This window comes from Tahibacter harae (assembly GCF_024437735.1).
GTDB classification, from domain to species: domain Bacteria; phylum Pseudomonadota; class Gammaproteobacteria; order Xanthomonadales; family Rhodanobacteraceae; genus Tahibacter; species Tahibacter harae.
In genome coordinates, this window is the sequence record NZ_JANFQO010000023.1 from 74,122 (window position 1) to 97,926 (window position 23,805).

Here is a 23,805-nt window from a genome sequence, read left to right on the forward strand (position 1 = left end):
CGGTGCTCAGCAGCCGGCGACGGTGCCGGGATCGGTATTCGCGCCGCAGACCACGATGCCGACGCGCTCGCCCGGCCGCGGCCGGTACGCACCGCTGAGCAGCGCGGCCAGCGCCGTGGCGCCGCCGGGTTCGGCGACGATGCGCAGCTGCGACCAGAGCAGCTGCTGCGCGGCGATGATGTCCTCGTCCTCGACCAGCACGCTGGCATGCAGCGACTCGCGCGCCAGCGCGAAAGCGATTTCACCGGCCTGGCGCGCGCCCAGCGAATCGGCGGCGATGCCGCCGACCTCGCCCGCAACCGGCGCTCCGGCCGCCAGCGCCGCATGCAGCGCGCAACTGCGCCGCGGCTCCACGGCGACCACCTGCACGCGGCGGCCGAACCAGGCCAGCGCGCCGCCGACCAGGCCGCCGCCGCCGACCGCGATCAGCACACTGTCCAGGCCGCCGGACTGGGCCTCGAATTCCCGCGCCAGCGTGCCCTGGCCGGCGACCACGGCGAATTCGTCATACGCATGCACGCCCAGCGCGCCGTTCTCGCGCCGGCGCCGCTCGCAGGCCTGCAGCGCCTCGGCGAAATCGCGGCCGCCGATGCGCAGCGTGGCGCCGTAGTCGCGCAGGCGCGCCAGCTTGGCCGGCGCGGCGATCTCGGGCACGAAGATTTCCGCCGCCACGCCCAAGGTGCGCGCGACATGCGCGACCGCCACACCGTGATTGCCGCCGGAAGCGGCGATCAGCCCCGCCGCCGGCAGCTGCGCCTCGGCCAGCACGCGGTTGAACGCGCCGCGCGGCTTGAACGAGCCGGTGTGCTGCAGGCATTCCAGCTTGAGGACGACATCCGCCGCGCCGCCCAGGCCGCCGCCCGGCCGCAGCAGCGGGGTTTCGCGCACATGAGCGGCGATGCGGGCAGCGGCTTGCTCGATATCGGCGCTACGCGGCAGTTCGGTGCGGGCGGAAGTCTCGGTCACGGCGGTCTCGCTGCGGCAACGGACGCCGCTCCGGCGCCGGGAACGGGCGCTGGGCCCGCGGCGCCATTGTCCACAGTGCGGCAGCCGCGGCGCCTGTGCCGTTCGCTGGCGCGGCCCAGCAATGCCCGGGCGGCCGGCGCGGCTTGCGCACGCGCGGGCAGTCTTCGCCGCGCGCTCACTGTTCGCCGAAGCTGGCGCGACCAGCGGCGCGGCCAGTGCTGCCGCATCAGTTGCCGCGGACGCGCGGCATCCAGGCCGGTGCAATAAGAATCCGCATCAGTGCGGAAAGAAAAAACCCGGCCTCGCCGAGCGAGGCCGGGTCATTCGACGGACTGCGGAACCGGAACTACAGATCCCGCATCCCGGATCTCACGCCGCCGGCCTTCCTCACGGAATACGCAGCACCTGGCCCGGATAGATCTTGTCCGGATGCTTGAGCTGCGGCTTGTTGGCTTCGAAGATCTTCTCGTACTCGTTGGCGTTGCCGTAGAACTGCTTGGCGATCTTGCCGAGCGTGTCGCCGGACTTGACCGTGTACATGCGCGATTCGGAGCCCGGCTCCTTCACCGTGACATTGTCCTCGATCTTCTCCACGCCCTTGATGTTGCCGGCGGCGAGGATCAGGCGCTCCTTGTCGGCCTGGGTGGCGGCGTCGCCGGTGATCTTCACCGTTCCGTCGACCCACTGCACGTCGACGTCCTTGACGCCGATCTCTTTTTCGATGTGTTCCTTGATCTGCTCCGGCGCCTTGGCCGGATTGGCCACCGCATCGAGCACCTTGGCGCCTGCATCTTTGATGAAATCAAACAATCCCATGCTCATCTCCTCGTGGTGGTGATCAACGCCGGCCGGCAAGCAGACCGCCGCCGACACTCAGCAAATCCGACAAATCCACATCGCCGTCGCCATCGCGGTCCAGCACAGCGCCGAGCAGGCCGCCGCCGATGCCGCCGGCCTCGCGCGTGCGCTGGCTTTCCTGGCCCAGCATGTCGCTGAGGCCGCCGGGGCCCAGGTTGCGATTCTGGTTCATGCGCGCCAGCACTGCCATGACGATGGGCGCCAGCATGGCCATGAGCTGGCCGGCGTTGACGCCGCCCAGGCCCGTGGTCTGGCCCAGGCCCTGTTCGGCTTGGCCCTGCTTGTTGCCGAAGATGTGGCCGAGGATGGCGCCGCCTATGCCGCCCAGGCCCGCATCCATGCCGCCCGGGGCCTGCGCCGGGGCCTGCGCCGCCGCGCCGCCGCCCAGGCCGCCCAGCACCGCTTCGGCCAGCGAGCCGAGGCCGCCCAGGCCGCCGCCGCCGCCGAAACCGCCCGCGCCGCCCGGTGCGCCGCCGCCGAGCAGGCCGCCCAGCAAGTCGCCGAGATCCACGCCGGCGTGGTCGCCCAGGGCCGTGTGCAGGGCCTGCGCGCCGTCGGGCGTGGATGCGTTCTTGGCCATGGCGCCGACCATCAGCGGCAAGGTCTGTGCGATCGCCGCCTGCGCCTGGTCCTGGCTGAGGCCGAAGCGCTGCGCCACGGCGCCGATTTCGCCGTCGCCCAGCTGCGCCATCACCGCATCAACTACTCCGCTCATGACTGCATCCTCGATTTCGGGGAACACACACTACCACCGCGCACGCGCTCCGCATCAAACAAAGAAAAAATGTAACGTTCGCAGGCACCGGGCGTTTAGCTGGTATGGTTGGCCGCGAAAAGCTGGACGCCCACATTCGTCACGCCGCGGTAGGCCCAATGGACAAGCTGGAGGAGCTGCGCCTGCGCTATCTGCATTCCCTGGCGCAGAAGGGACGCGATCTGCAGGCGCAGTGGCAGCGCCTGCAGGCGGAAAACCAGGACCGCCGCCCGCTGCTGGCGGAACTGCACCAGCAGGTGCACCGGCTCAGCGGCTCGGCGCCGGCCTATGGCTTCGACGACATAGGCGCGCTGGCCCGGCCAGTGGATCTGCGCATTGCGGAATGGCTGCGCGGCGAACACGCCGGACGCGAAAATCCCGATCAGCTGGTGCAGAGCCTGGCCGCACCGGTGGCGGCGCTGGTCCAGTCCCTGTTCGACGCCGCCCCGGCCGAACCCGGCCACTGAGCCTGCCCGCGGCGCCGCGTGTGGCGGCCGGCGCGGGGCGGGCGCTATGCTCGCGGTTTTCCCGGCGCCGCCGCAGGGCGCAGCGAGGCCAGCATGACCCACTATCCCCCTGTTTCCCTGATCGGCGTACCCACCGATATCGGCGCCGGCCACCGTGGCGCATCCATGGGGCCCGAGGCCCTGCGCGTGGCGGGCATCAGCCGTGCGCTGGAGGAACGCGGCCTCACGGTCGTGGACCGCGGCAACCTGGTCGGTCCCATGAATCCCTGGCTGCCGCCGGCCGAGGGCTATCGGCACTTGGCCGAAGTCGTGGCCTGGAACCGCAGCGTGCTCGACGCCTGCTACGCCGAGCTGGCCCTGGGCCAGCTGCCCATCATGCTCGGCGGCGACCACTGCCTGGCGATGGGCTCGATCACTGCCGCAGCACGCTGGTGCCGGGAAAAATCCAGAAAGCTGCGTGTGCTGTGGCTGGACGCCCACGCCGATTTCAACACCAGCGTGATTACGCCCTCGGGCAATATCCACGGCATGCCGGTGGCCTGCCTCTGCGGCCTGGGCCCGCGCGAACTGACTGAGCTGGGCGGCAGCGCGCCGGCGCTCAAGCCCGAGGAAATCCGCCAGATCGGCATACGCTCGGTCGATCCGGGCGAGAAGAAGCTGGTCCGCGATGTGGGCCTGGATATCTACGACATGCGCTACATCGACGAGATCGGCGTCAAGCGCGCGATGGAGGAAGCGTTGGAAGGCGTGGACGCGGATACGCATCTGCATGTGAGCTTCGACGTGGATTTCCTCGATCCGTCCATCGCCCCCGGCGTGGGCACGCGCGTACGCGGCGGCCCGAATTACCGCGAGGCGCAGCTGGTGATGGAGATGATCGCGGACACCGGCCGGGTCGGCTCGGTCGACATCGTCGAACTCAATCCGGCCTTCGACAAGCGCAACATGACGGCCAAGCTGGCGGTGGATCTGATGGAAAGCCTGTTCGGCAAGTCGACGTTGATGAGGGAATAGGGGCCGGGATTCGGAAAACGACGGCGGGGCTGCTTCGGGCAGCCCCGCTTTTTTGGGTGATGATCCGGATGAGACTCAGCGGCGCGGCGGATCCGGTACGAAGTCGTCCTGGAAGGGCTGCGGACGGTTGGGACGCGGCGGCGGCGAGTGGCGCGGCACTATGCCGCGGGCGCGCAGGTTGGCGTAGGAGTCGTAGCGCAGCGCGATCACTTCATACGGCCGGTCGCTGTCGCGCCGGAAATCGGTATAGGTCGCGCTGCTGGTCTCGCGTTCGCCGTGGCCGGTACCCAGGGATTCCTGCTTCTGCCGCGGTGCGGCTTCGGAACGCGCCATCGTATCGGCAGCGCCGGCACCGCTCGCGGCCGGCGCCGGCGGTGCACGCTTGGCTTCGCCTTCGGTATACGGCTCGGCGGCGATGCGGTCGCGGTACTGCGGCCGCGCACGCTCGCGGAACACCGCCACGCCGATCACGCCGACATTGGCCGGGCGGCCGGTGCGCGCGGCATAGGAATCGCTCAGCGTGGTGAACTCGAACGCGGCGATCTCGTTCATGTTCTTGCGCCAGCCGGCCACTTCGGTGCTCTGGTAGGGATCAAGCACATAGCCAGTCTGGGAGGTCGCCGCCGTCTCGCCGCTGATGGCGTTGACGCCGTCGACCGAAAGTACCGCCAGCACGCGCTCGCCCGTGGTATTGATCAGGCGCACCGCGTAGCGATGGCCGGGCGCGCCGGCGACGTACTGCTCGGAACGGTGCGGATAGACGCGGAGCGTGGAGCCGGATTCGCGGTCGACGATCTGAACATCGACCAGGCGGCCGGCCTGGGCCGTGCCGGCGGCGAAGATCAGCGAGCCCAGCGCAAGACACCAGTGACGCACAAGCATGGCGGTTCTCCAGGTTGGTTGCGGCCGGTCAAACGGCACCCCGCCGGCGGCGGGGTTAGCGCGTGCGATGCCGGCACCGGAGCGCCGCGGCGGCGTTCCGGTGCGGGTCAGCCTGGACTGCGGCGGCTTATTCCTCGACCAGGGTCGCGCCCGGCGCGTTGGCCGAGACCGAGGCAATACCGGCGTCGCGCGCCTTCTCGCTATCGTACATCTCGCTGTTGCCGATGACCTGGCCGTTGCCGGCCTTGAGACTGAAGTAGAACTTGCCGTTGGCGGCGGTCTTCTTCTCGAAGCGGTCCGCGTTGGGCGCGTTGGTCTTGACCGATTCCACGCCGTTGAGCGCGCCGCTCTTGTCGACATAGCCCTGGCTGGCCAGGATGATCTCGCCGTTGCCGGCCTTGAGGTTGAAGTACAGCTTGCCGCTCTTGCCGTTGAAGATCGTGAACTTGCCTGCCATGGGAAGCTCCTTGCTCGCGGTGGGTAACCCCTGTGGGCGCAAAGTATCCCGCCACACGGCCGCGCCCGCCAGATCCTGACTGTTACAAGTTCCCGCCGCATCCGTTCTTTCGCCCCGGCGCCGGGCTTGGCTTACACTGCCCGGCCCGTTTGCAGCCCTCTGGCACCATGAGCAAGACCCGCGTCCTCACCGGCATCACCACCACCGGAACCCCGCACCTGGGCAACTATGTCGGCGCGATCCGCCCGGCCATCGCCGCCAGCCGCGGTGAAAATGTGGAATCGTATTATTTCATGGCGGACTACCACGCCCTGATAAAGTGCGACGACCCGGCCCGCATCGCCCGCTCGCGCCTGGAGATCGCCGCGACCTGGCTGGCCTGCGGCCTGGATCCGGACAAGGTGTACTTCTACCGCCAGTCGGACATTCCCGAAATCCCCGAGCTGACCTGGCTGCTGACCTGCGTCACCGCCAAGGGCCTGATGAACCGCGCCCACGCCTACAAGGCCGCAGTCGACGCCAACAGCGCCGCCGGCGAGGATGCCGACGCCGGCATCACCATGGGCCTGTACAGCTATCCCATCCTGATGGCGGCCGACATCCTGATCTTCAACGCCCACCGCGTGCCGGTAGGCCGCGACCAGATCCAGCATATCGAGATGGCGCGCGACATAGCGGCACGCTTCAACCACCTGTTCGGCGCCGGCCGCGACTACTTCGTGCTGCCGGAAGTGGTGATCGAGGAAAGCGTCGCCACCCTGCCCGGCCTGGACGGCCGCAAGATGTCCAAGAGCTACGACAACACCGTGCCGCTGTTCGAGGGCGGCGCGAAGAAGCTCAAGGAAACCATCGCGCGCATCGTCACGGATTCGCGCCTGCCCGGCGAGGCCAAGGATCCGGACAGCAGCGCGCTGATGCCGATTTACCGCGCCTTCGCCGACGAAGCCGAGAGCGCCGATTTCCGCGCCGCCCTGGCCGGCGGCCTGGGCTGGGGCGAAGCCAAGCAGCGTCTGTTCGAGCGTCTGGAACGCGATATCGCACCGATGCGCGCGCGCTACGAGGAACTGATCGCACAGCCGGCGCGGATCGAGGAAATCCTGCAGGCCGGCGCGGCGCGCGCGCGCCAGCTGTCGGTGCCATTCCTGGCCCAGCTGCGCGAGGCCGTCGGCCTGCGCCGCTTCCAGGCCGGGTCCGCCGGCAAGAGTGCACGCACGGCGGCGGTCGCGGCCCGGCTGCCGCAGTTCAAGCAATACCGCGAAAACGACGGCCGCTTCTATTTCAAGCTGCTCGACGCCGAAGGCCGCCTGCTGCTGCAGAGCGAAGGCCTGGACTCGCCCAAGCAGGCCGGCCAATGCATCGCCGCGCTCAAGGCCGCCGGCGCGCTGGCGGCGGCCACGGTGGGCTACAGCCTGGGCGAAGGCGTCGCCGCGGGCGACGTGGATACCGCGCTGGCCGAACTGGCCGCTGCAGCGGAGTAGGCGCGTCTTTCGCCGCCACTGCCGCGGCAGGTCCGCTGCGATGTGCGCTGCATAAGCCACCGCGGCGGAACCGCTAGCGTCAGCCGCACAGGCCGCCGCAGGCCGGCACGATCCCGCCGCCCAGGCCGTCACACGCCCGCATGATTGTCCCGCGGCATGCCGCCGCACACCGGCGGCCTGTCGCAACGCAGGCTCAATCCCAGCGATTCAGATGCGGCCCGAATGCTTCGCGCTGGCGCCGCACCACGCAGAAGCGATGACCACTGGGCGCTTCCATCACCCACCAGCGGCCATGGCGGAACGCGATCTTCTTCGCGCCCAGCGCTTCCAGCCGTTCGGCCTCGGCCTGCACATCATCGGTTTCGATATCCAGATGTACGCGGCTTTCATGTTCCACGCGCTGCAGCAGGATGATGGGCTCGTCCTCGGCCGTCTCCAGTTCGGCGTAGCGGCCATCGCCGTCGGAATCCGGGTTGCCCACCGGCTTGCCCAGGGCGCGGCTCCAGAACGCGGTGGATTCGGCCAGGTCGTCGACCTTGCAGTCCAGTACCAAAGTACACAAACGGCTGTGATGCATGAGTGCGCTCCCGCAGTGGGCCGGTTTTCCAGCTTAGCGCAGTAGCGGGCGGAATCCGCCCGCATTCGTCCAGCGCACCGTGCGCGGCGTTTGCGCGAAACCGCGGCGCCGCCCCGCGGCACCGCAACGGTCGAGGCCGCAATGCAGCGGCATTGCTCAGGCTCCCGGCTTCGTTGCGACAGCGGTTGCAGTCGCCCGCTGCCGCATCAGCAGCGATGGACCTGGGCATTGCCCTGGGCCGCGGACGGCAGCCGGTGCGACCGCACTGCGTGGGCGCGCGTGCCAGCGCTACTGCTGCCGCAGCGGCTGGCAGCAGCGCGAGACCTGCCGCGCCGGTCCTGATACGGGCAAACGCGAAACTGATCCATTGGTTCCCCGGCGATTCCAGGGCACAGGATCATCCCGTGCGGTACAGCTTCAGCCGCAAATACCCACTTGCGCGCCGCGGCGAATGGCACCGGCACGCGCCGGGGCCCCGCGGCGATGTCCGGCGCCGTCCCGCCGGACCTTTCCTGAAAATTACGTTTCAATTTCATTCGCCGGGCCATGACCGGCCGCCTTGCGGCAGCGGCGTGGCCGCGCCGGCGCCGCCCGTTTACGGCCGCGACGCAGGCGTAGCCGGAACCGGACTGTCGCCGAACAGATCAGTGGCCAGGAATACGTCGGCGAAGCCGCCGTTGCCATCGCCGGGCACCAGGTTGGCGGCATGCGAGTCGAACAGCACGCACTCGCCGCCCGGGCACAGGCGCAGCCGTTCCGAATCGGCAAAGCTGTCTGCCCTGGTTACGCGCTGCGCCTGCTGGCTGGCGACGTCGTAGGCGAAGATGTTCTGGCGATACCGGAACGGACCGGAGTCGTCCCGCACAGTGAACGCGGCGCGGCGGCCGTCGGCGGAGAGGTCGGCCCACCCGCCGGCCGGATGCTGGCTGCTGTCGCTGATGCAGCGGCTCTGACCGCTGGCCATGTCGCGCAGCTGGAAGCCGCTATAGCCGTTGCAGAGGAACTCCGGCGCTGCCATCAGCAACAGGCTGCCGTCCTGCGACACGCCGTACAGCCTGGCGCCGGAAGGCAGCTGGGCGCCCGCGTTGTCCAGGCTGATGCGCTGCAGACTGGCGCTGGCGCGATTGAAGGCGAAAATGTCGTCCACATAGTTGGTGTCGCCGGCAACCAGGTTATTGGAGCAGTCGCTGAAATACACCGTGCGCGCATCCCCGCTGAGGCGCGCCGCGGACACGCGGCAGTCCGCCACGCCGCCCTGCAGCGCACGATTGACCAGTACCGGCACGCCGCTGTCCACATCGCGCACGAACAGGCCGCCCGCCGCCGGCAAGGTGCCGCCGCCCAGGTTGGCCGCACTGGACAGGAACAGCACCGTGGCACCGTCCGCCGAAGCATCCAGCAGGCTGCAGTCCGCTGCGCAGGGCGCGCCGGCCGCGTCGCGGCTGGCCAGCTGCAGCTGGCGGCTGGCAAGGTGGTAGCGATAGACCTGCACCTTGCCGTTGGCCGCGGGCAGCAGATCGCCGCAGCTCTGGAACAGCACGGTCTGGCCGTCCGGCGTGATCTGCGGCGCCGCGCTGGCGCAGTACGCCTCGTTGCCGGCGCTGTCGAGACTCAGGCGCGTCGTCGTCGCGGTCAGCCGGTCGCGCAGGAACACGTCGGCGACGCCATTGTAGTCGCCGACGACCAGGTTGCTGGCTTCGGAGCTGAACACCACGTAGCGGCCGTCGGCGCTGGCGGCGCCGGCGCGGCTGTGGTTGTTCGCCGCCGCGACCGGCGTGCGGCTGTACGGACGGCTCACCCGCTCGACGCCGTCCCGGCCCACGTTGCTGTAGAAGATGTCGCTGAGGCCGTTGTGGTCATCGCGCGTGATGCCCTGGTCGTAGCTCTGGCAATAGAGGCTGCGCCTGTTGCCGGCGAGCGTGCAGCCCGCCACCTGGTCGGCCGGATCGAATGCGCCGGGACGCAGCTTGATCACGCTGACCTCGCCGCTGCCGATATCGCGCAGGTAGTTGCGCAGCTTGCCCGGGCCGACGCCGGCGACCAGTCCCCCAGCCGCCGAATCCAGCAGCAGCATGTCGCCGTCGCCGGACAGCCCAAGCACACGCGCGCCGCCCGGCAGCAGCGGGGAGATCGGGCTGCGCGTCACACGCTCGGTGGTGCGCAGCATGCGGTCGTAGCGGTAGCCGTCTACGGCCAAATTGGTGTCGGCGGGGTCCAGCGCGGATGCGCTGTTGAACACCACGTAGCGGCCGTCGCTGGAAAACGCCCGGCCTGCCGGCAGTTCGTGCCCGCCGGTGATGACCGCGCCGGCATAAGAGCGATTGACCGCCTCCAGGGTATCAAGCTCCATGTCGCGCAACAGCAGATTGCCCGGCCAGGGCGATTCTTCCAGCATGCCGAAGGCTTCGCTGGTGAACAGGACGTAGCGGCCGTCGTCGGACAGCTGCGCCCAGTAATTGAAGCCCACGGCGGACTCGCCGCGCTCAGTCAGCGAAACCAGTTCCGTCTTGCCGCTGGCCCGCTCGACGCGATAGACGTCGGTATAACGGTTGGTATCGGCGGGAACCAGCGCATCGTCCGTGGAAAACACGATAAAGCGGCCGTCGGCGCTGATCTGCGCACCGTCGGCGCCGCCGGGAGTGCGCGCCACCACGGTCGTAGTGCCGGCCTGGCGGTCGCGCAGATAGACATGGGGCGCGCCGCTGTCCACGCCGGGCACGAGATTGGTCGCGTAGGACTGGAACACCACGTAGCGCCCGTCGTCGGACAGACCGGCGCCCACCAGCCCACCTTCGGCATTGGCCTGTTCGCCCGAGCTGCTTACATTCACGCGCTCGTTGCTGCCGCTCAGGTGGTCGTGGATGAACAGGTCGTTGAGGCCGTTGCTGTCGCCGGCAACCAGATTGCTGGCCGCGGAAAAGAACAGCGTGTAGCGGCCGTCGTGGGTGACGGCGAAAGCGCTGGCGCTGCCTCCGTCCGCATCGATCGGCGCCGCAATGGCGGTGCGGTTGACCACTTCCAGCGTGGCCGCCTGCGCCGCCGGCAAGGCCAGCTGCAGGCAGATGGCGCTCGCCAGTATTCCCGATTTCAGATTTCGCATGTCGCATTCTTCTTGTAGCCCTGGTCATCCAGGGACGCGAAGAATGCGCAGCGGCAATGTGGCGGGCGTCAACAGGATGTTATACAGGTATGCGAATGCGCGTCCGCTACAATTCCCGGCGAGATCGGCAACAACGCGCGTGACGAAAGATTGCCGCTCCTGTTGAAAAACCGTGACAGTCTTTGCCGCGGGATTCCGTGCAGGCGGCGCCGCGCGAGCGCGCGGCGCCGCCTGCGCTCAGCTGGCCAGGGCCAGGTCGTCCAGCAGGGCCTTGAGGAAGCGCGCGGCCTCGCCGCCGGTGGCGGCGCGGTGATCGAAGGTCAGCGACAGCGGCATCAGGCGGTGCGTCTCCACGCCGCCCATCACCGGCACCAGCTCGTGGCGCAGCTTGCCCGCGGCGACGATGGCGACGCAGGGCGGCACCACCACCGGCGTGGCGTAGCGGCCGGCGAACACGCCGAAGTTGGAAAGGGAAATCGTATACCCTTTCAGTTCTTCCGCCGGAATGCTGCGGTTGCGCACCGCGTCGCGCAGGCGGTTGATGGCCTGGCGCAGGCCGGCCGCATCCAGCACGTCGGCATTGCGCAGGGCCGGCACGAACAGGCCGTCCTCGGTGTCCACGGCGATGCCCACGTCCACATGCGGATGCAGGGTACGGCTGAGATTGTCGCCGTCGAACCAGGCATTCAGCGCCGGCACCGCCTTGCACGCGCGCACCAGGGCGCGGATCAGGCGCACGGTGATGTCGTTGCCCGGCAGCCAGGCATGCAGGTCGGCGTCGTCGCAGAGCGTGGTCGGCACCACCTTGGCATGGGCCTCGGCCATGACTCGCGCCATGTTGCGGCGCACGCCCTTGAGCTGTTCGGGTTGGCCCAACGCCGGCGGCGCACTCGGCGGCGCGGTGCGCATGGGCTGGCCGGAGGCGGATACCGCCGTGCGCTGCGGCGCCGCGACGGGCGCCGGCGCTGCGGCCAGCGGCGCCGGCTGGGCCGCCGCGGGCGCGGCGGCGGCGGCCGGACGCGCCGTGCCCCTGGCCGCTGCATCCTTCACGTCGTTCATGGTGACCACGCCGCCGGCACCGCTGGGCGCGACGCGGGAAAGATCCACGCCGAGCTTCTTCGCCAGCGCGCGCACTGCCGGCATGGCCTTGACGCCGCCGACCGACACGGCCTGCTCGGCCACGACGCGGTCGCTGGCTTCCATCGCGCCGACCACGGTACCGGCGTCCTCGCGCGGCTTGGGCTGGTTGGTCCTGATCTCGCCGCCCTCGTCGGAGGCGATCACTTTCTGCGCAGTACCGGCCGGCGTAGGCTCGCCCGCGCCCTTGGGCAGGGCCGGCTCCGGCGCGCGCGCGGCATGGCCGTGGTGATGGCCGGTGTCCTGCGCCTCGGCGCGCTGCGGCAGGCTGGGATCCAGTTCAATATCGACCAGGGCCGCGCCGGTGATGATCACGTCGCCGTTGGCGCCGTAGAGCTTCACCACCTTGCCCGAGAACGGCGACGGCACTTCCACCACGGCCTTGGCGGTTTCCATCGACACCAGCGGCGCGTCCAGGCGCACCACCTCGCCTTCCTTCACCGCCCATTCCACGATCGTCGCGTCGGGCAGACCTTCGCCGAGATCGGGCAGGAAAAATGTCTTGATGCTGCTCATGCGTCGCCTCGTTCCTGTTCGATAGACAGATCGCGCGCCGGCAGCCAGCCCTGCTCGCCGCGCTCGTTCTCAACCCACCACCAGCCGCCGGCCTGCTCGATCAGGCGCACCGTCTCGCCGGCGGCCGCATCGAGTTCCTGCGCGCTGTAGTCGCGCACGGCGATGACGCTGCCGCGGTCGCCTTCCAGATAGTCCTGATGCACCCAGCCGCTGCGGCCGGCCGCGTCGGTGGCCCAGAGGTATTGCGGCCACTCCGTATCGCGCTGCGCCGCCTGCACCGTTTCGCCGCGGGCGAAGCGCACCGGGTCGTGATACTGCGTGCGGTAGTCGCGAAGCAGCCGCGCGTACATGGCTCAGCCCGCGGCCAGGGTGCGCTTGGCCGCCGCGACGATGCGTTCCACGCTGGGCAGGTATTTCATCTCCAGGCGGAACAGCGGGATATGCGTGTCGTAGCCGGTGACGCGCTCCACCGGCGCGACCAGGTCGTACATGGCGTGCTCGGCCAGGCGCGCGGCAACCTCGGCGCCGAAGCCCGCGGTGCGCGGCGCCTCGTGCACGATCACGCAGCGGCCGGTCTTCTTCACCGATTCGTGGATGGTGTCGAAATCCAGCGGCTTGAGCGTGGCCACGTCGATGACTTCGGCGCTGATACCTTCCTTCGCCAGCGCATCGGCGGCTTCCAGCGTCTCCTTGACCTGGGCGCCCCAGGTGACCAGGGTCACGTCGGAACCGTCGCGCAGCACGAAGCACACGTCCAGCGGCAGCGCCTCGCCGTCGTCGGCGACTTCTTCCTTGTACTGGCGGTAGATGCGCTTGGGCTCGAAGAAGATGACCGGATCCGGGTCGCGGATCGCCGCCAGCAGCATGCCGTAGGCGCGCGACGGCGAGGACGGCATGACCACGCGCAGCCCCGGCACATTGGTAAAGATGGATTCATTCGCTTCCGAATGATGTTCCGGCGCGCGGATGCCGCCGCCCCAGGGCACGCGCAGCACCAGCGGACAGGTCAGGCGGCCGCGCGTGCGCGTGCGGAAGCGCGCCGCGTGGCAAATGATGTGATCGACCATTGGATAGACGAAGCCATCGAACTGGGCCTCGGCGATGGGCTTCATACCCTGCGCCGCCATGCCCACGGCGATGCCGGCGATGGTGGTCTCGTCCAGCGGCGTATCCAGCACGCGCACCGGCCCGAACTTCTCGCTCAGCCCCGCGGTGGCGCGGAACACGCCGCCGTTGACGCCGACGTCCTCGCCGAGCACGACGACGGAGGGATCCCTGGCCATTTCATGGGCCATGGCCATGGTCAGGGCTTCGATCAGGGTGATTTGCGCCATACGAAACTCCAGAATTGGTTTCTTCCACTTTGCGACAGCGCAGAAGCGTTCTTCCCCTCTCCCCCGCGCAAGCGCGGGGGAGAAGGCTTCAAGCACTTTTCAGCGTTTTTCCAGCGCGAGCACCTGCGCCCTCTGTTCCTGCAGATCCACCGGCAGCTCCGCATAGACGAAATCGAACATCGCCTCCACCGGCTGCACCTTGGTTTCGAGGTAGGCGTTCACCTCGATATCGACGATGCGCTCGCACTCGGCCTTCCAGGCTTCCTCGTGCTTGTCGCTCCAGGCCTTCTGCGCCAGCAGGTAGTTGCGCAGGCGCTTGAGCGGCTCGCGTTCCCAGGCAGCCTTCACTTCGCCGTCGGGGCGATAGCGGCGCGCGTCGTCGGCGGTGGTGTGGTCGGAAAGACGATAGGTGACGGCCTCGATCACCATGCCGCCGTGGCCGTGGCGGGCGCGTTTGATGGCGTAGTCCATCGCGGTGCGCATGGCGATGAGATCGTTGCCATCCACCTGCAGGCATTCCAGGCCGGCGGCGATGCCCTTCTGCGCCAGGGTCTTGGCGCCGGTCTGGGCGCTGCGCGGCACCGAGATCGCCCACTGGTTGTTCACGATCACGCTGACATAGGGCAAGGTCTGCGCGCCAGCCATGTTGATGGCGGAATAGAAATCGGCCTTGGACGAGCCGCCGTCGCCGACCACGCTGACCGCTACGCGCGGCTCCTTGCGGATCTTGAACGCCATGGCCGCGCCGGCAGCGTGCAGGCATTGCGTGGCGATGGGCACGCACCAGGGAAAATCGTGCGCGGGGCCGGAGAAATCATTGCCGCGCTCGTCGCCGCCCCAGTACATCAGCACTTCGCGCGGCTTCACCCCGCGCACGAACTGGGCGCCGTACTCGCGGTACATGGGCGCGAACACATCATCGATGTGCATGGCCGAGCCTATGGCCACGTGGGCCGCCTCGTGGCCCAGGCAGGAAGCGTAGGTGCCCAGCTTGCCAGTGCGCTGCAGGGCGACGGCCTTGCTGTCGAACACGCGCACGAAGCTCATGGTCTTGTACAGCTCGACCAGCTGCTTGGGATCGCGGGCAAACTCGGGCAGGTCGTTGCGGACCAGCTTGCCTTCCGGGTCGAGGTATTGCAGGTATTCGATTTCAAAACTGGCGGCGATGGACATGAAGCCTCCGCAGAGTGGCGCAAACGGGTGCAGACGGCGGGACGCCCGGCCATGGCGACGGCTGCCGGGCGCCGGTGACCGGGGCGTGCGCAGATCCAGTGCTGCGGCGGACCGCCCGGTCGAAAGGCCGCCTTGATAGCAAGGCCATGGCGGCGAGGCAAGATCGGGCGCAGCAATTCGCCGCCGCCTTTTCCCGCGTGCCGGCTTGGCATGATAGCCGGCGCCGTGGTTACGATGACGTATGCTTGTCCGGATTACTTTTGGACCGACCGCCCGTGACCGACACCAACAAGCGCGAACTCGAAGCCGGCATCACCACGGATCTCAAGGACCGGATCAGCTACGGCGGCTACCTGCAGCTGGATACGCTGCTCGCGGCCCAGCTGCCGCTGTCGCAGCCGCAGCACCACGACGAGCTGCTGTTCATCATCCAGCACCAGACCTCGGAATTGTGGATGAAGCTCATCATCCACGAACTGCGCGCGGCCATCGCGCACCTGGCCGTGGACGACATCGACCCGTGCCTGAAGATCCTCGCCCGGGTCAAGCAGATCCAGCGCCAGCTGTTCGAGCAATGGGCCGTGCTGGAAACGCTGACGCCGTCGGAATACCTGGAATTCCGCCATGTGCTGGGCCCTGCGTCCGGCTTCCAGTCGCATCAGTACCGCACCATCGAATTCCTGCTCGGCAACAAGAACGCCGACATGATCGCCGTGTTCGCGCACGCGCCGGCGCTGCAGGAACAACTGCGCGAAGTGCTGCACGCGCCCAGCCTGTACGACGAATTCCTGCGCCATCTGGCGCGCCAGGGCCATGCGGTGCCGGCGGCGGCGGTACAGCGCGACTGGTCCCAGCCCTACGAGCGCCATGCGGAACTGATCGGGGTGTTCCGCCGCATCTACGAGAATACGGACCAGTACTGGTCGGCCTACCACCTCTGCGAGCAGTTCGTCGATCTGGAAGAAAGCTTCCAGCTCTGGCGTTTCCGCCATATGAAGACGGTGGAACGCATCATCGGCTTCCGCCGCGGCACCGGCGGATCTTCCGGCGTGGCCTTCCTCAAACGCGCGTTGGAGCTGACGTTTTTCCCGGAGCTGTTCGAGGTGCGCAGCGTGATTGGCACCTGAAACCCACGCCCAGGCGGCCCCTGGGGAAAAATGATGCAGCGCAGCACCGCCCGGGTTTGACTTGGGCGGGTCGCAGCGGGTAAAGCTTGGCGTTCGGCCCGCCGCCCAGGCGGAGCTTCCTACCCGTTTCCATTCCAACCAGCAGGGGATTTGCCGCATGAGCGGTACTGCCAATACGACCGCGTCCAGCGCGCTGCCCGAATTTCCACAAAAGATGGGCCATCCACGTCCGTTGTGGATGCTGTTCATGACCGAGTTCTGGGAACGCTTTGCGTTCTACGGCATCCGCTGGGCCCTGGTGCTGTATATCGTGGCCCAGTTCCACGGCGGCGACGCCGCCGGCGAGGCCGCGGCCAACCGCACCTACGGCGCCTACCTCGCCCTGGTCTACGCCGCCGCAATCTTCGGCGGCTACGTCGCCGACCGCATCCTGGGCTATCAGCGATCCATCCTGCTCGGCGCGGCGATCATGGCCTCCGGTCTGTTCATGATCGCACTGCCCAACGAAGAGATCTTCAAGCTCGGCCTGGCCACGATCATCGTCGGCAACGGCCTGTTCAAGCCGAACATTTCCACCATGGTCGGCAAGCTCTACGCCACCGGCGACGAACGCCGCGATTCGGGCTTCACCATCTTCTACATGGGCATCAATCTGGGCGCCATGGTCGCGCCGCTGTTCACCCAGTGGCTGGCCAAGAAGATCTTCGGCAGTGAAACCCTGCCGGACTACAAGATGGTCTTCATCGCCGCCGGCGTGGGCATGCTGATCAGCCTGGTGTGGTTCTGGTTCGGCCGCCGCCAGTTGCAGGGCATAGGCCGTCCGCCGGAAAACAGCGCGGACCGCAGCAAGGTGCTGTATGTGTTCGGCGGCGCCCTGGCGGCGATCCCCGTGATGTATTTCCTGCTCGCCATGGGCGCGCTGGCGCTGCAGATCGTGCTGTTCATCATGTTCTTCGGCCTGTGCGCGCTGATCATCGTCGAAGGCTTCCGCGAAGGCCCGGTGCAGCGTGACCGCGCGTTCGCCATGCTGATCATCTTCCTGTTCAACATCCTGTTCTGGATGTTCTTCGAGCAGGCCGGCAGCTCCTTCACCTTCCTGGCCGACAAGATCGTCGACCGCAACATCTTCAACGGCGGCACCGGCGGCGTGGCCGACCTGGTCTATGCTCTCAGCGGCGAACGCGTGTTCCCGACTTCCTGGTTCCAGTCGATCAACTCCATCGCCATCATCACCCTGGCACCCCTGATCGCCTGGATCTGGGTTGCCATGCGCGGCGCCAATCCCTCCATTCCGCGCAAGTTCGGCCTGGGCCTGATCTTCAACGGCCTGGCCTTCCTGCTGCTGATGTATGCCTTGTCCAAGCTGATCAGCCCGGCCGGCCTGATCCCGTTCTGGACCCTGTTCGCGGTCTACTGGATCCAGTCCATCGGCGAGCTGTGCCTGTCGCCGATCGGCCTGTCCATGGTGACCAAGCTGGCGCCGCTGCGCCTGGTCGGCTTCGGCATGGGCGGCTGGTTCCTCTCCACCGGCATCGGCAACAACCTGTCAGGCATCTTCGCCGGCGCCGTCAGCGGCGAGGGCGGCATGACCGTGGCATCGGCCCTGTCGGGCTACCAGTTCGGCTTCTGGGCGCTGGTGCTCCCGGGCGCGCTGCTGTTCCTGATCGCGCCGCTGATCAGCAAGCTCATGCACGGCGTGAAGTAGCGCCCGCGCTTTTTTAAAATTGCACAATCCACCACGGCCCGGTCATCCCGGGCCGTGGCGTTTGCGAGGAACCGAAAACCATGACTGCCACGGATACCACCCGCGACGCCTTCCAGCCGCCGCCGCCCGGCGAATTCCTGGGCCATCCGCGCCCGTTGTGGATGCTGTTCGGGGCCGAGTTCTGGGAACGGTTTGCCTACTACGGCATGCGCGCCTTCCTGGTGACCTATGTCGCCGTCGCATTCTTCAACCACCTGCCGGCCGGCCAGGACCGCGCCGCCGCCAGCCTGACCTTCGGCGCCTATACCGCGCTGATCTATGCGACCGGCCTGTTCGGCGGCTTCGTGGCGGACCGCTATCTGGGCTTCCGTCCTTCCATCATGCTCGGCGGCCTGTTCATGGCGCTGGGCCTGTTCCTGCTGCTGTCGCAGGAACTGCACTGGTTCCTGCTCGGCCTGGCCACCACCATCGTCGGCAACGGCCTGTTCAAGCCGAATATCTCCGCCATGGTCGGCAAGATCTACGCGCCCGGCGACGTGCGGCGCGACTCGGGCTTCACCATCTTCTACATGGGCATCAATGCCGGCGGCGCGCTGGCGCCGTTCATCTGCGGCGCCGTCATCGGCAGGCTGTACGGCCAGCGCTGGGGCTTCTTCGCCGCGGGCGTGGGCATGATCTTCGGGCTGATGATGTTCCACTGGCTGCGCGGCTGGCTGGGCCACATCGGCGCGGCGCCGGTGCGCACACAGCGGCTCAGGCGCGCGGTCATCGTCACCCTGGGCTGCATCGCCTGCATTCCGGTCGCGTACTTCCTGCTGAGCAAGCCGGATGTCGTGGGCTATGTGCTGATGCTGATGTTCTTCGCGCTGACCGTCTATTTCCTCGGCAGCAGCCTGCGCAGCGGCGACCGCATCCAGTTCCACCGCTACTGCGCGATGCTGCTGCTGTTCCTGGCCAAGATCCTGTTCTGGGGCATGTTCGAGCAGGCCGGTTCCAGCCTGAACTTCTTCGCCAAGGACCACGTCGATTCGCCCTTCGACTACACCCTGTTCCAGTCCTTCAACCCGGCCATCATCATCATCACGGCGCCGATGTTCGCCTGGCTGTGGCCGTATCTGGAGAAGAGCAACCTGAATCCGTCGGTGCCGGGCAAGTTCGCCATCGCGCTGATCCTGGTCGCGCTGGGCTTCACCGTGCTGGTGCTCAGCATCACGTATCTGGCCAACGACAGCGGCCGCATTCCGTGGCTGATGCTGGCGCTGGTGTATCTGCTCAACACCATGGGCGAGCTGTGCCTGTCGCCGATCGGACTGTCCATGGTGTCCAAGCTGGCCGCGCCCAAGGAAACGGGCATGGCCATGGGCGCCTGGTTCCTCTGCTCGGCAATGGGCAACTGGGTGGCCGGCAAGACGGCTTCTATCGCGGTGGCGGCCAATACCGGTATCGAGGGGTATCTGGGTACTTACACCTTCATCATCTACGCGGGGCTGGCCATGGGTGTCGCGTATCTGGTGTTTGCCCGGGGCATCAACCGGCTGATGCATGGGGTGAAGTGAGGCGCTGATTCACCGCCGCGCAACCGGCCGGTCCGGGAACGCGGGTGCGGCATGCGCCGCGGAGCCGGGAACGGCCCGCCCGCTGCCCCGCCACTGCGCCGGCCCCGATTCGCGGGCCGGCCTCGGCCTCGGGCAGAATGGGCGCATCGTCACGGAGCCTGCCATGCCTACTGCCCTGCTCAGCCAGCTCTATCCGCAGCATCTCGCCACTTTGCAGCATCAGGCCGGCATCGCGCTGGAGCGCGGCGGCTATGACCATCTGCTGATCGCCGCGGGCCAGCTGCATTACCAGTTTCTCGACGACCTGCCCTACCCCTTCCAGGTCAATCCGCATTTCAAGCACTGGCTGCCGGTGACGCGGGCACCGGGATCGTGGCTGGTCATCACGCCGGGGCAGCGGCCGCGGCTGATCTATCTGCAGCCCTACGACTACTGGCATGTGGTGCCGGAGGCGCCGGCGGGCTACTGGGTGGAGCATTTCGACATCGTCATCGTGCGCGAGGCGCGCGAGGCGGCCGGGCATCTGCCGCCGGACAGCAAGCGCTGCGCCATCATCGGCGAAGCCAGCGCAGGGATAGACACGCATGTGCCGAACAATCCCGAGGCAGTGCTGAACTACCTGCATTTCCAGCGCGCCTGGAAGACCGAATACGAGCTGGCCATGATGCGCGTGGCCTCGCACCTGGGCGCGCGCGCGCACCGGGCGGCCGAGGCGGCGTTCCGCGCGGGCGCGTCGGAATACGGCATACAGATGGCGTATCTGGCCGCGGCGCGGGAGACCGAGAACGAACTGCCCTACAGCAACATCGTCTGCCTCAACGAGCATGGCGCGGTGCTGCACTACACCAACCTGGAACGCAATCCGCCGCTGCAGTCGCATTCGCTGCTGATCGATGCCGGCGCCAGCTTCCACGGCTATGCGGCCGACATCACGCGCACCTATGCGGGTGCGCAGGCGGCCGAATTCCAGCAGCTGGTCGATGCGGTCGACGCGGCCCAGCGCGGCTTCTGCGCGCGGGTGCGTCCGGGCCAGAGCTATCCGGAGCTGCACGTGCACGCCCACCATGTGCTGGCCGGCATCCTGCGCGAACACGGCTTCATCCGCATGAGCGCCGAAAGCGCGGTCGAATCCGGTGTTTCCAGCGTGTTCTTCCCGCACGGCCTGGGGCATTACATCGGCCTGCAGGTGCACGATATCGGCGGATTCCAGCAGTCCGACGCCGGCGGCACCCTGCCCCGGCCCGCCGGCCATCCCTATCTGCGCCTCACCCGCACCATCGAGGCCAACCAGGTGATGACCATAGAACCCGGCCTGTATTTCATCGACCTGCTGCTGGCCGAACTGCGCAACCGGCCCGAGGCGGGCGATGTGAACTGGGACAAGGTGGATGCGTTCCGCCGCTACGGCGGCATCCGCATCGAGGACGACGTGGCCTGCACCGCGGACGCCCCCGAGAACCTCACCCGCGACGCCTTTGCCGCGCTGAACTGAGCCGCGGCTGATCATGGCGGCCGCGCTTTTACGGAATGCATCGCGATCCCCGGCAGGAAACCCGCATGAGAGAGAAAGTCCGCAGCTTCGACCGCAGCAGCGCCGTGAACCGGCAGCGCCGCGCGCTGGAGAAGCTGGCTTCGCCGCGCCTGTCCATGGGCCTGATCGCGGCGCTGACCGCCGCATCCGGCCTGTTCGCCTCCTGGCTGCTGCTCCAATGCGGCCTGCTGGCCATGTGGCTGCGCTATCCCGCCGCGGTGGTGCTGTCCTACGGCGCATTCCTGTTCCTGCTGTGGTGCTGGCTGCAGATGCAGAAACAGCAGGACCCCGACGCCGGCGAGCTGGCCGACATCGGCTATGACCTGGGCGACACGGTATCCCGTTCCGGCGGCAGCAGTCCCAACCTGGCCAACGACAGCAGCGGCATAGACCTGCCCGACATCGGCGACGGCGAGGGCGCGCTGATCGGCATTGTCATCGTGGGGCTGCTCGCGCTGGGGGCGGCCCTGCTCGCGGCGTTCTCCATCATCAGTCTTGCGCCGGTGCTGCTGGCGGAACTGCTGGTCGATGTGGCCCTGGCCGCCGGCCTCTACCGCCACGTGCGCAAGCTGGACCGCGACAGCCACTGGCTGGGCACCGCATTGCGGCATACCGCCTGGCGCTTCGGCGCGGTCGCGCTGGTCGCCGCGCTGGCCGGGCTGCTGCTGGCCTGGCTTGCTCCCGGCGCGGTCTCGCTGGGCGACCTGCTGCACTGAAGCCGGCCGCATCATGGACGAGCAGCCGCCCATCACCGACCTGCTGCTGCGCTGGCGCAGCGGCCAGAGCGAGGCCGCCGGCGCGCTGATGCGCGCGGTCTATCCGCTGCTGCGCGAACTGGCCCAGGCGCGCCTGCGCCGGCAGGTGCAGAGCATCACCCTGCAGGCCACAGAACTGGCCAACGAAGCCTATGCGCGCCTGCACGACGTGCGCGAAACCGACTGGCAGAGCCGGGCGCATTTCTTCGCCTTTTCCGCACGCATCATCCGCGGCCTCGCGGTGGACCACGTGCGCGCACGCGAGGCGGAAAAGCGCGGCGGCGACAGCGTGCTGCTGCCGCTGGAAGACGCCGAGCACGAAGCCTTCGCCGGCGGCGGCCTGGATGTGCTGGCCGTGGACCAGGCGCTGGACGAGCTGGAAAAGGAAGATCCGGTGCTGGCGCGCATCGTCGAGCTGAAATTCTTCTCCGGCCTCAGCACCGACGAGATCGCCGAAGCCTGCGTCATTTCCCGCGCCAGCGTGGTGCGGCGCTGGCGCTATGCGCGCGCCTGGCTGGCGGCGCGGATCAAGCCTGCATGAGCACGCCGTCGGCGGCCCTGCTGCAGGAATGGTTTGAACGCCTGGCAGACCTTCCGGCGCCGGAGCGCAGCGAGCAGCTCGCCGTGCTCGCTGCCGCCGATGCGCAGCTGGCGCAGCAGCTCGAAGAACTGCTCGCCGCCGACAGCGCCCTCGCCGACACGCCGACCGAGCCGCTGCTGCCGGAACTGGCCCTGCTGCGCCGCGCCACCACGTTTTCCTGGGAAGGGCGCAAGGTCGGCGAATACCGCGTGCTGGATGCGCTGGGCAGCGGCGGCATGGGCACGGTATACAAGGCGCAAAGTATCGAAAACGGCGGCCTTGTCGCGATCAAGTTCCTGCGCGAGGACCGCGACGACGACGCGCTGCGCCGGCGCTTCGCGCTGGAACGCCAGGTGCTGGAAACCCTGCGCCATCCCGGCATCGCCCGCCTGCTTGGCGGCGGCGAATACGCCGACGGCACGCCGTATGTGGTGATGGAGCTGGTCGAAGGCGACAACCTGCTCGCCTACGCGGAAAAGCAGCGCCTGGACCTGGGCCAGCGCGTGGAACTGCTGCTCAAGGTCTGCGCCGCGGTCACCCACGCCCATTCGCGCCAGGTGATCCACCGCGACATCAAGAACAGCAACATCCTGGTCACTGCCCAGGGCCAGCCCAAGCTGCTGGACTTCGGCATAGCCAAGCCGCTGCAGGCTCAGTTCGGCCTGCAGCATCTGGAACTCACGGCAACGGCGCAGCGCTTCTTCTCCGCCTCCAGCGCCGCGCCGGAACAGCTGACCGGCGCGCCGACCGGCGCCGCCTGCGACGTCTACGCGCTGGGTGCACTGCTTTACGAGCTGCTTTGCGGCGAAAGCCCGCTGCCGCTGCAGGGGCTGAGCGCAGGGCAGATCGAGACGGCCATACTCAGGACCGTGCCGCAGCCGCCGTCGGCGCGGGTCGCGGCGCTGGCGCCGGGGCTGGCCAATGCGCGCGCGCGCCAGCGCGGGCTGGCCGACCGCGCGGCGCTGATCGACGCCCTGCGCGGCGAACTGGACCGCATCGCCACCACCGCGCTGCGGAAGCAGCCCGCCCAGCGCCAGGCTTCGGTCGCGGCCCTGGCCAAGGAACTGCGCGCGGTACGCGACGGCCGCGCCCATCTGCCGGCCTGGCGCGCCGCGCTGGAGCGCCTGCGGCCGCACCGCACCCCGTTGCTGGCCGCGGGCGCGGCCGTCGCCGTGGTGGCGGCGCTGGCGCTGTGGAACGCCCTGCGGCCGGCGCTCCCGCCGGCGGCCGATACAGCGGCCACGGCCGAACCGGCCGTCGAAGCCGCGGCCGTCGCCGCGGCCGAGACACCGCCGCTGCAGCGGGCCGAAATCCAGCTCGCCCTGGCCCAGACCGAGCTGGAACGCGGCGGCGCCGCGGCCGCACTGAACCACCTGCAGCAGTCCGAAGCGCTGCTGGGCGACGACGAAGCCAGCCGCGACCTGCACATGCGCCTGCTGTTGCTGCGCGCGGCCGCAGCCACCCAGGACGCCGATTTCCCGGCCGCGGCCGCGGCACTGGCCGCCGCCGACCAGCTGGCACCATCGCCGGCCGAGCGAAGCCGCATCGCCGCGCGCCGCGCCCAGCTGCTGCTGGCGCGCGGCCGCGATGACGAAGCCGCCGAGCTGCTGCGCGAAAACGCCGCCGAAACCCTGCCGCGCCTGGCCGGCGACGATGCACTGGCCGCGCAGATCCGCAGCCAGCTCGCCGGGCTGGAATCCGCCCCGGAAGGCGCGGCCGACGGCGCCGGGCGCGCCGGCCGCCTGGAAGCCCTGGCCGCCAGCCTGCAGCGCGCCTACGGCGGCGGCGGCGGCGCGCTCGCGGCATCGTCCGCGCGTGCGGTGCCGCCGGCCGCGGCG

Annotated in this window: 21 protein-coding genes; 10 read left to right on the top strand and 11 right to left on the bottom strand. The window is 68.5% G+C overall.

The genetic code is table 11. The features are described 5' to 3' along the window. Positions 1–6: 6 nt before the first annotated feature. The 3 genes from NM961_RS19985 to NM961_RS19995 all read right to left on the bottom strand — a co-directional run bounded on the left by NM961_RS19985 (position 7) and on the right by NM961_RS19995 (position 2,539). Positions 7–966 (bottom strand): serine/threonine dehydratase, encoded by a 960-nt coding sequence (locus tag NM961_RS19985; RefSeq protein ID WP_255916188.1) that lies wholly within the window; start codon positions 964–966, stop codon positions 7–9. Between the two features lie 387 nt (positions 967–1,353). Then, the gene (lysM, locus tag NM961_RS19990) at positions 1,354–1,782 is read right to left on the bottom strand and encodes a peptidoglycan-binding protein LysM (RefSeq protein ID WP_255916189.1); all 429 of its coding nucleotides are present in this window, start codon (positions 1,780–1,782) and stop codon (positions 1,354–1,356) included. 22 nt (positions 1,783–1,804) lie between these two features. Continuing rightward, positions 1,805–2,539, bottom strand: coding sequence for a DUF937 domain-containing protein (locus NM961_RS19995; RefSeq protein WP_255916190.1), 735 nt, complete (start codon positions 2,537–2,539; stop codon positions 1,805–1,807). Positions 2,540–2,697: 158 nt separating this feature from the next. Here NM961_RS19995 and NM961_RS20000 point away from each other — a divergent pair, with 158 nt between their 5' ends. Together NM961_RS20000 and rocF are read left to right on the top strand one after the other, a co-directional pair. After that, entirely contained in the window at positions 2,698–3,045 is a 348-nt protein-coding gene (locus NM961_RS20000) for an Hpt domain-containing protein (RefSeq protein WP_255916191.1), read from the top strand. Positions 3,046–3,138: 93 nt separating this feature from the next. Further along, complete coding sequence (gene rocF, locus NM961_RS20005; protein WP_255916192.1) at positions 3,139–4,059, top strand: arginase; 921 nt, start codon at positions 3,139–3,141, stop codon at positions 4,057–4,059. A 75-nt stretch (positions 4,060–4,134) separates the two neighbouring features. Here the strand turns inward: rocF and NM961_RS20010 are convergent, their stop codons facing one another. Continuing rightward, a complete protein-coding gene (locus tag NM961_RS20010; protein ID WP_255916193.1) occupies positions 4,135–4,941 on the bottom strand; it encodes a hypothetical protein in 807 nt (268 codons plus the stop codon). Between the two features lie 127 nt (positions 4,942–5,068). Beyond that, on the bottom strand, positions 5,069–5,398 hold the full coding sequence (locus tag NM961_RS20015; protein WP_255916194.1) for a YegP family protein: 330 nt from the start codon (positions 5,396–5,398) through the stop codon (positions 5,069–5,071). 167 nt (positions 5,399–5,565) lie between these two features. On the opposite strand from NM961_RS20015, the gene NM961_RS20020 reads away from it, so the two are divergent. Beyond that, the gene (locus NM961_RS20020) at positions 5,566–6,876 is read left to right on the top strand and encodes a tryptophan--tRNA ligase (protein ID WP_255916195.1); all 1,311 of its coding nucleotides are present in this window, start codon (positions 5,566–5,568) and stop codon (positions 6,874–6,876) included. Positions 6,877–7,069: 193 nt separating this feature from the next. Here NM961_RS20020 and NM961_RS20025 read toward each other — a convergent pair whose 3' ends face one another. The 6 genes from NM961_RS20025 to pdhA form a co-directional block, all read right to left on the bottom strand. Next, the gene (locus NM961_RS20025) at positions 7,070–7,453 is read right to left on the bottom strand and encodes a VOC family protein (protein ID WP_255916196.1); all 384 of its coding nucleotides are present in this window, start codon (positions 7,451–7,453) and stop codon (positions 7,070–7,072) included. A 595-nt stretch (positions 7,454–8,048) separates the two neighbouring features. Further along, a complete protein-coding gene (locus NM961_RS20030; protein ID WP_255916197.1) occupies positions 8,049–10,553 on the bottom strand; it encodes a TolB family protein in 2,505 nt (834 codons plus the stop codon). Between the two features lie 237 nt (positions 10,554–10,790). Beyond that, positions 10,791–12,206 (bottom strand): dihydrolipoamide acetyltransferase family protein, encoded by a 1,416-nt coding sequence (locus NM961_RS20035; protein WP_255916198.1) that lies wholly within the window; start codon positions 12,204–12,206, stop codon positions 10,791–10,793. After that, on the bottom strand, positions 12,203–12,556 hold the full coding sequence (locus tag NM961_RS20040; protein ID WP_255916199.1) for an SH3 domain-containing protein: 354 nt from the start codon (positions 12,554–12,556) through the stop codon (positions 12,203–12,205). The genes NM961_RS20035 and NM961_RS20040 overlap by 4 nt, the downstream gene beginning before the upstream one ends. 3 nt (positions 12,557–12,559) lie before the next feature. Further along, on the bottom strand, positions 12,560–13,540 hold the full coding sequence (locus NM961_RS20045) for an alpha-ketoacid dehydrogenase subunit beta (RefSeq protein ID WP_255916200.1): 981 nt from the start codon (positions 13,538–13,540) through the stop codon (positions 12,560–12,562). A 99-nt stretch (positions 13,541–13,639) separates the two neighbouring features. Beyond that, the gene (pdhA, locus tag NM961_RS20050; RefSeq protein ID WP_255916201.1) at positions 13,640–14,713 is read right to left on the bottom strand and encodes a pyruvate dehydrogenase (acetyl-transferring) E1 component subunit alpha; all 1,074 of its coding nucleotides are present in this window, start codon (positions 14,711–14,713) and stop codon (positions 13,640–13,642) included. A 275-nt stretch (positions 14,714–14,988) separates the two neighbouring features. Between pdhA and kynA the strand changes: the two genes are divergently transcribed. The 7 genes from kynA to NM961_RS20085 form a co-directional block, all read left to right on the top strand. Next, on the top strand, positions 14,989–15,840 hold the full coding sequence (gene kynA, locus NM961_RS20055) for a tryptophan 2,3-dioxygenase (RefSeq protein ID WP_255916209.1): 852 nt from the start codon (positions 14,989–14,991) through the stop codon (positions 15,838–15,840). A 157-nt stretch (positions 15,841–15,997) separates the two neighbouring features. Beyond that, positions 15,998–17,545, top strand: coding sequence for a peptide MFS transporter (locus NM961_RS20060; RefSeq protein ID WP_255916202.1), 1,548 nt, complete (start codon positions 15,998–16,000; stop codon positions 17,543–17,545). An 80-nt stretch (positions 17,546–17,625) separates the two neighbouring features. Beyond that, a complete protein-coding gene (locus tag NM961_RS20065; RefSeq protein ID WP_255916203.1) occupies positions 17,626–19,101 on the top strand; it encodes a peptide MFS transporter in 1,476 nt (491 codons plus the stop codon). Positions 19,102–19,264: 163 nt separating this feature from the next. Then, the gene (pepQ, locus tag NM961_RS20070; protein ID WP_255916204.1) at positions 19,265–20,593 is read left to right on the top strand and encodes a Xaa-Pro dipeptidase; all 1,329 of its coding nucleotides are present in this window, start codon (positions 19,265–19,267) and stop codon (positions 20,591–20,593) included. Positions 20,594–20,658: 65 nt separating this feature from the next. Further along, positions 20,659–21,348: a hypothetical protein gene (locus NM961_RS20075; RefSeq protein WP_255916205.1), complete on the top strand. Its 690-nt coding sequence runs from the start codon at positions 20,659–20,661 to the stop codon at positions 21,346–21,348. Between the two features lie 13 nt (positions 21,349–21,361). Next, complete coding sequence (locus tag NM961_RS20080) at positions 21,362–21,928, top strand: ECF-type sigma factor (protein ID WP_255916206.1); 567 nt, start codon at positions 21,362–21,364, stop codon at positions 21,926–21,928. Then, on the top strand, positions 21,925–23,805 hold a 1,881-nt coding region (locus NM961_RS20085; RefSeq protein ID WP_255916207.1), incomplete at its 3' end, for a serine/threonine-protein kinase. The genes NM961_RS20080 and NM961_RS20085, both read left to right, overlap by 4 nt.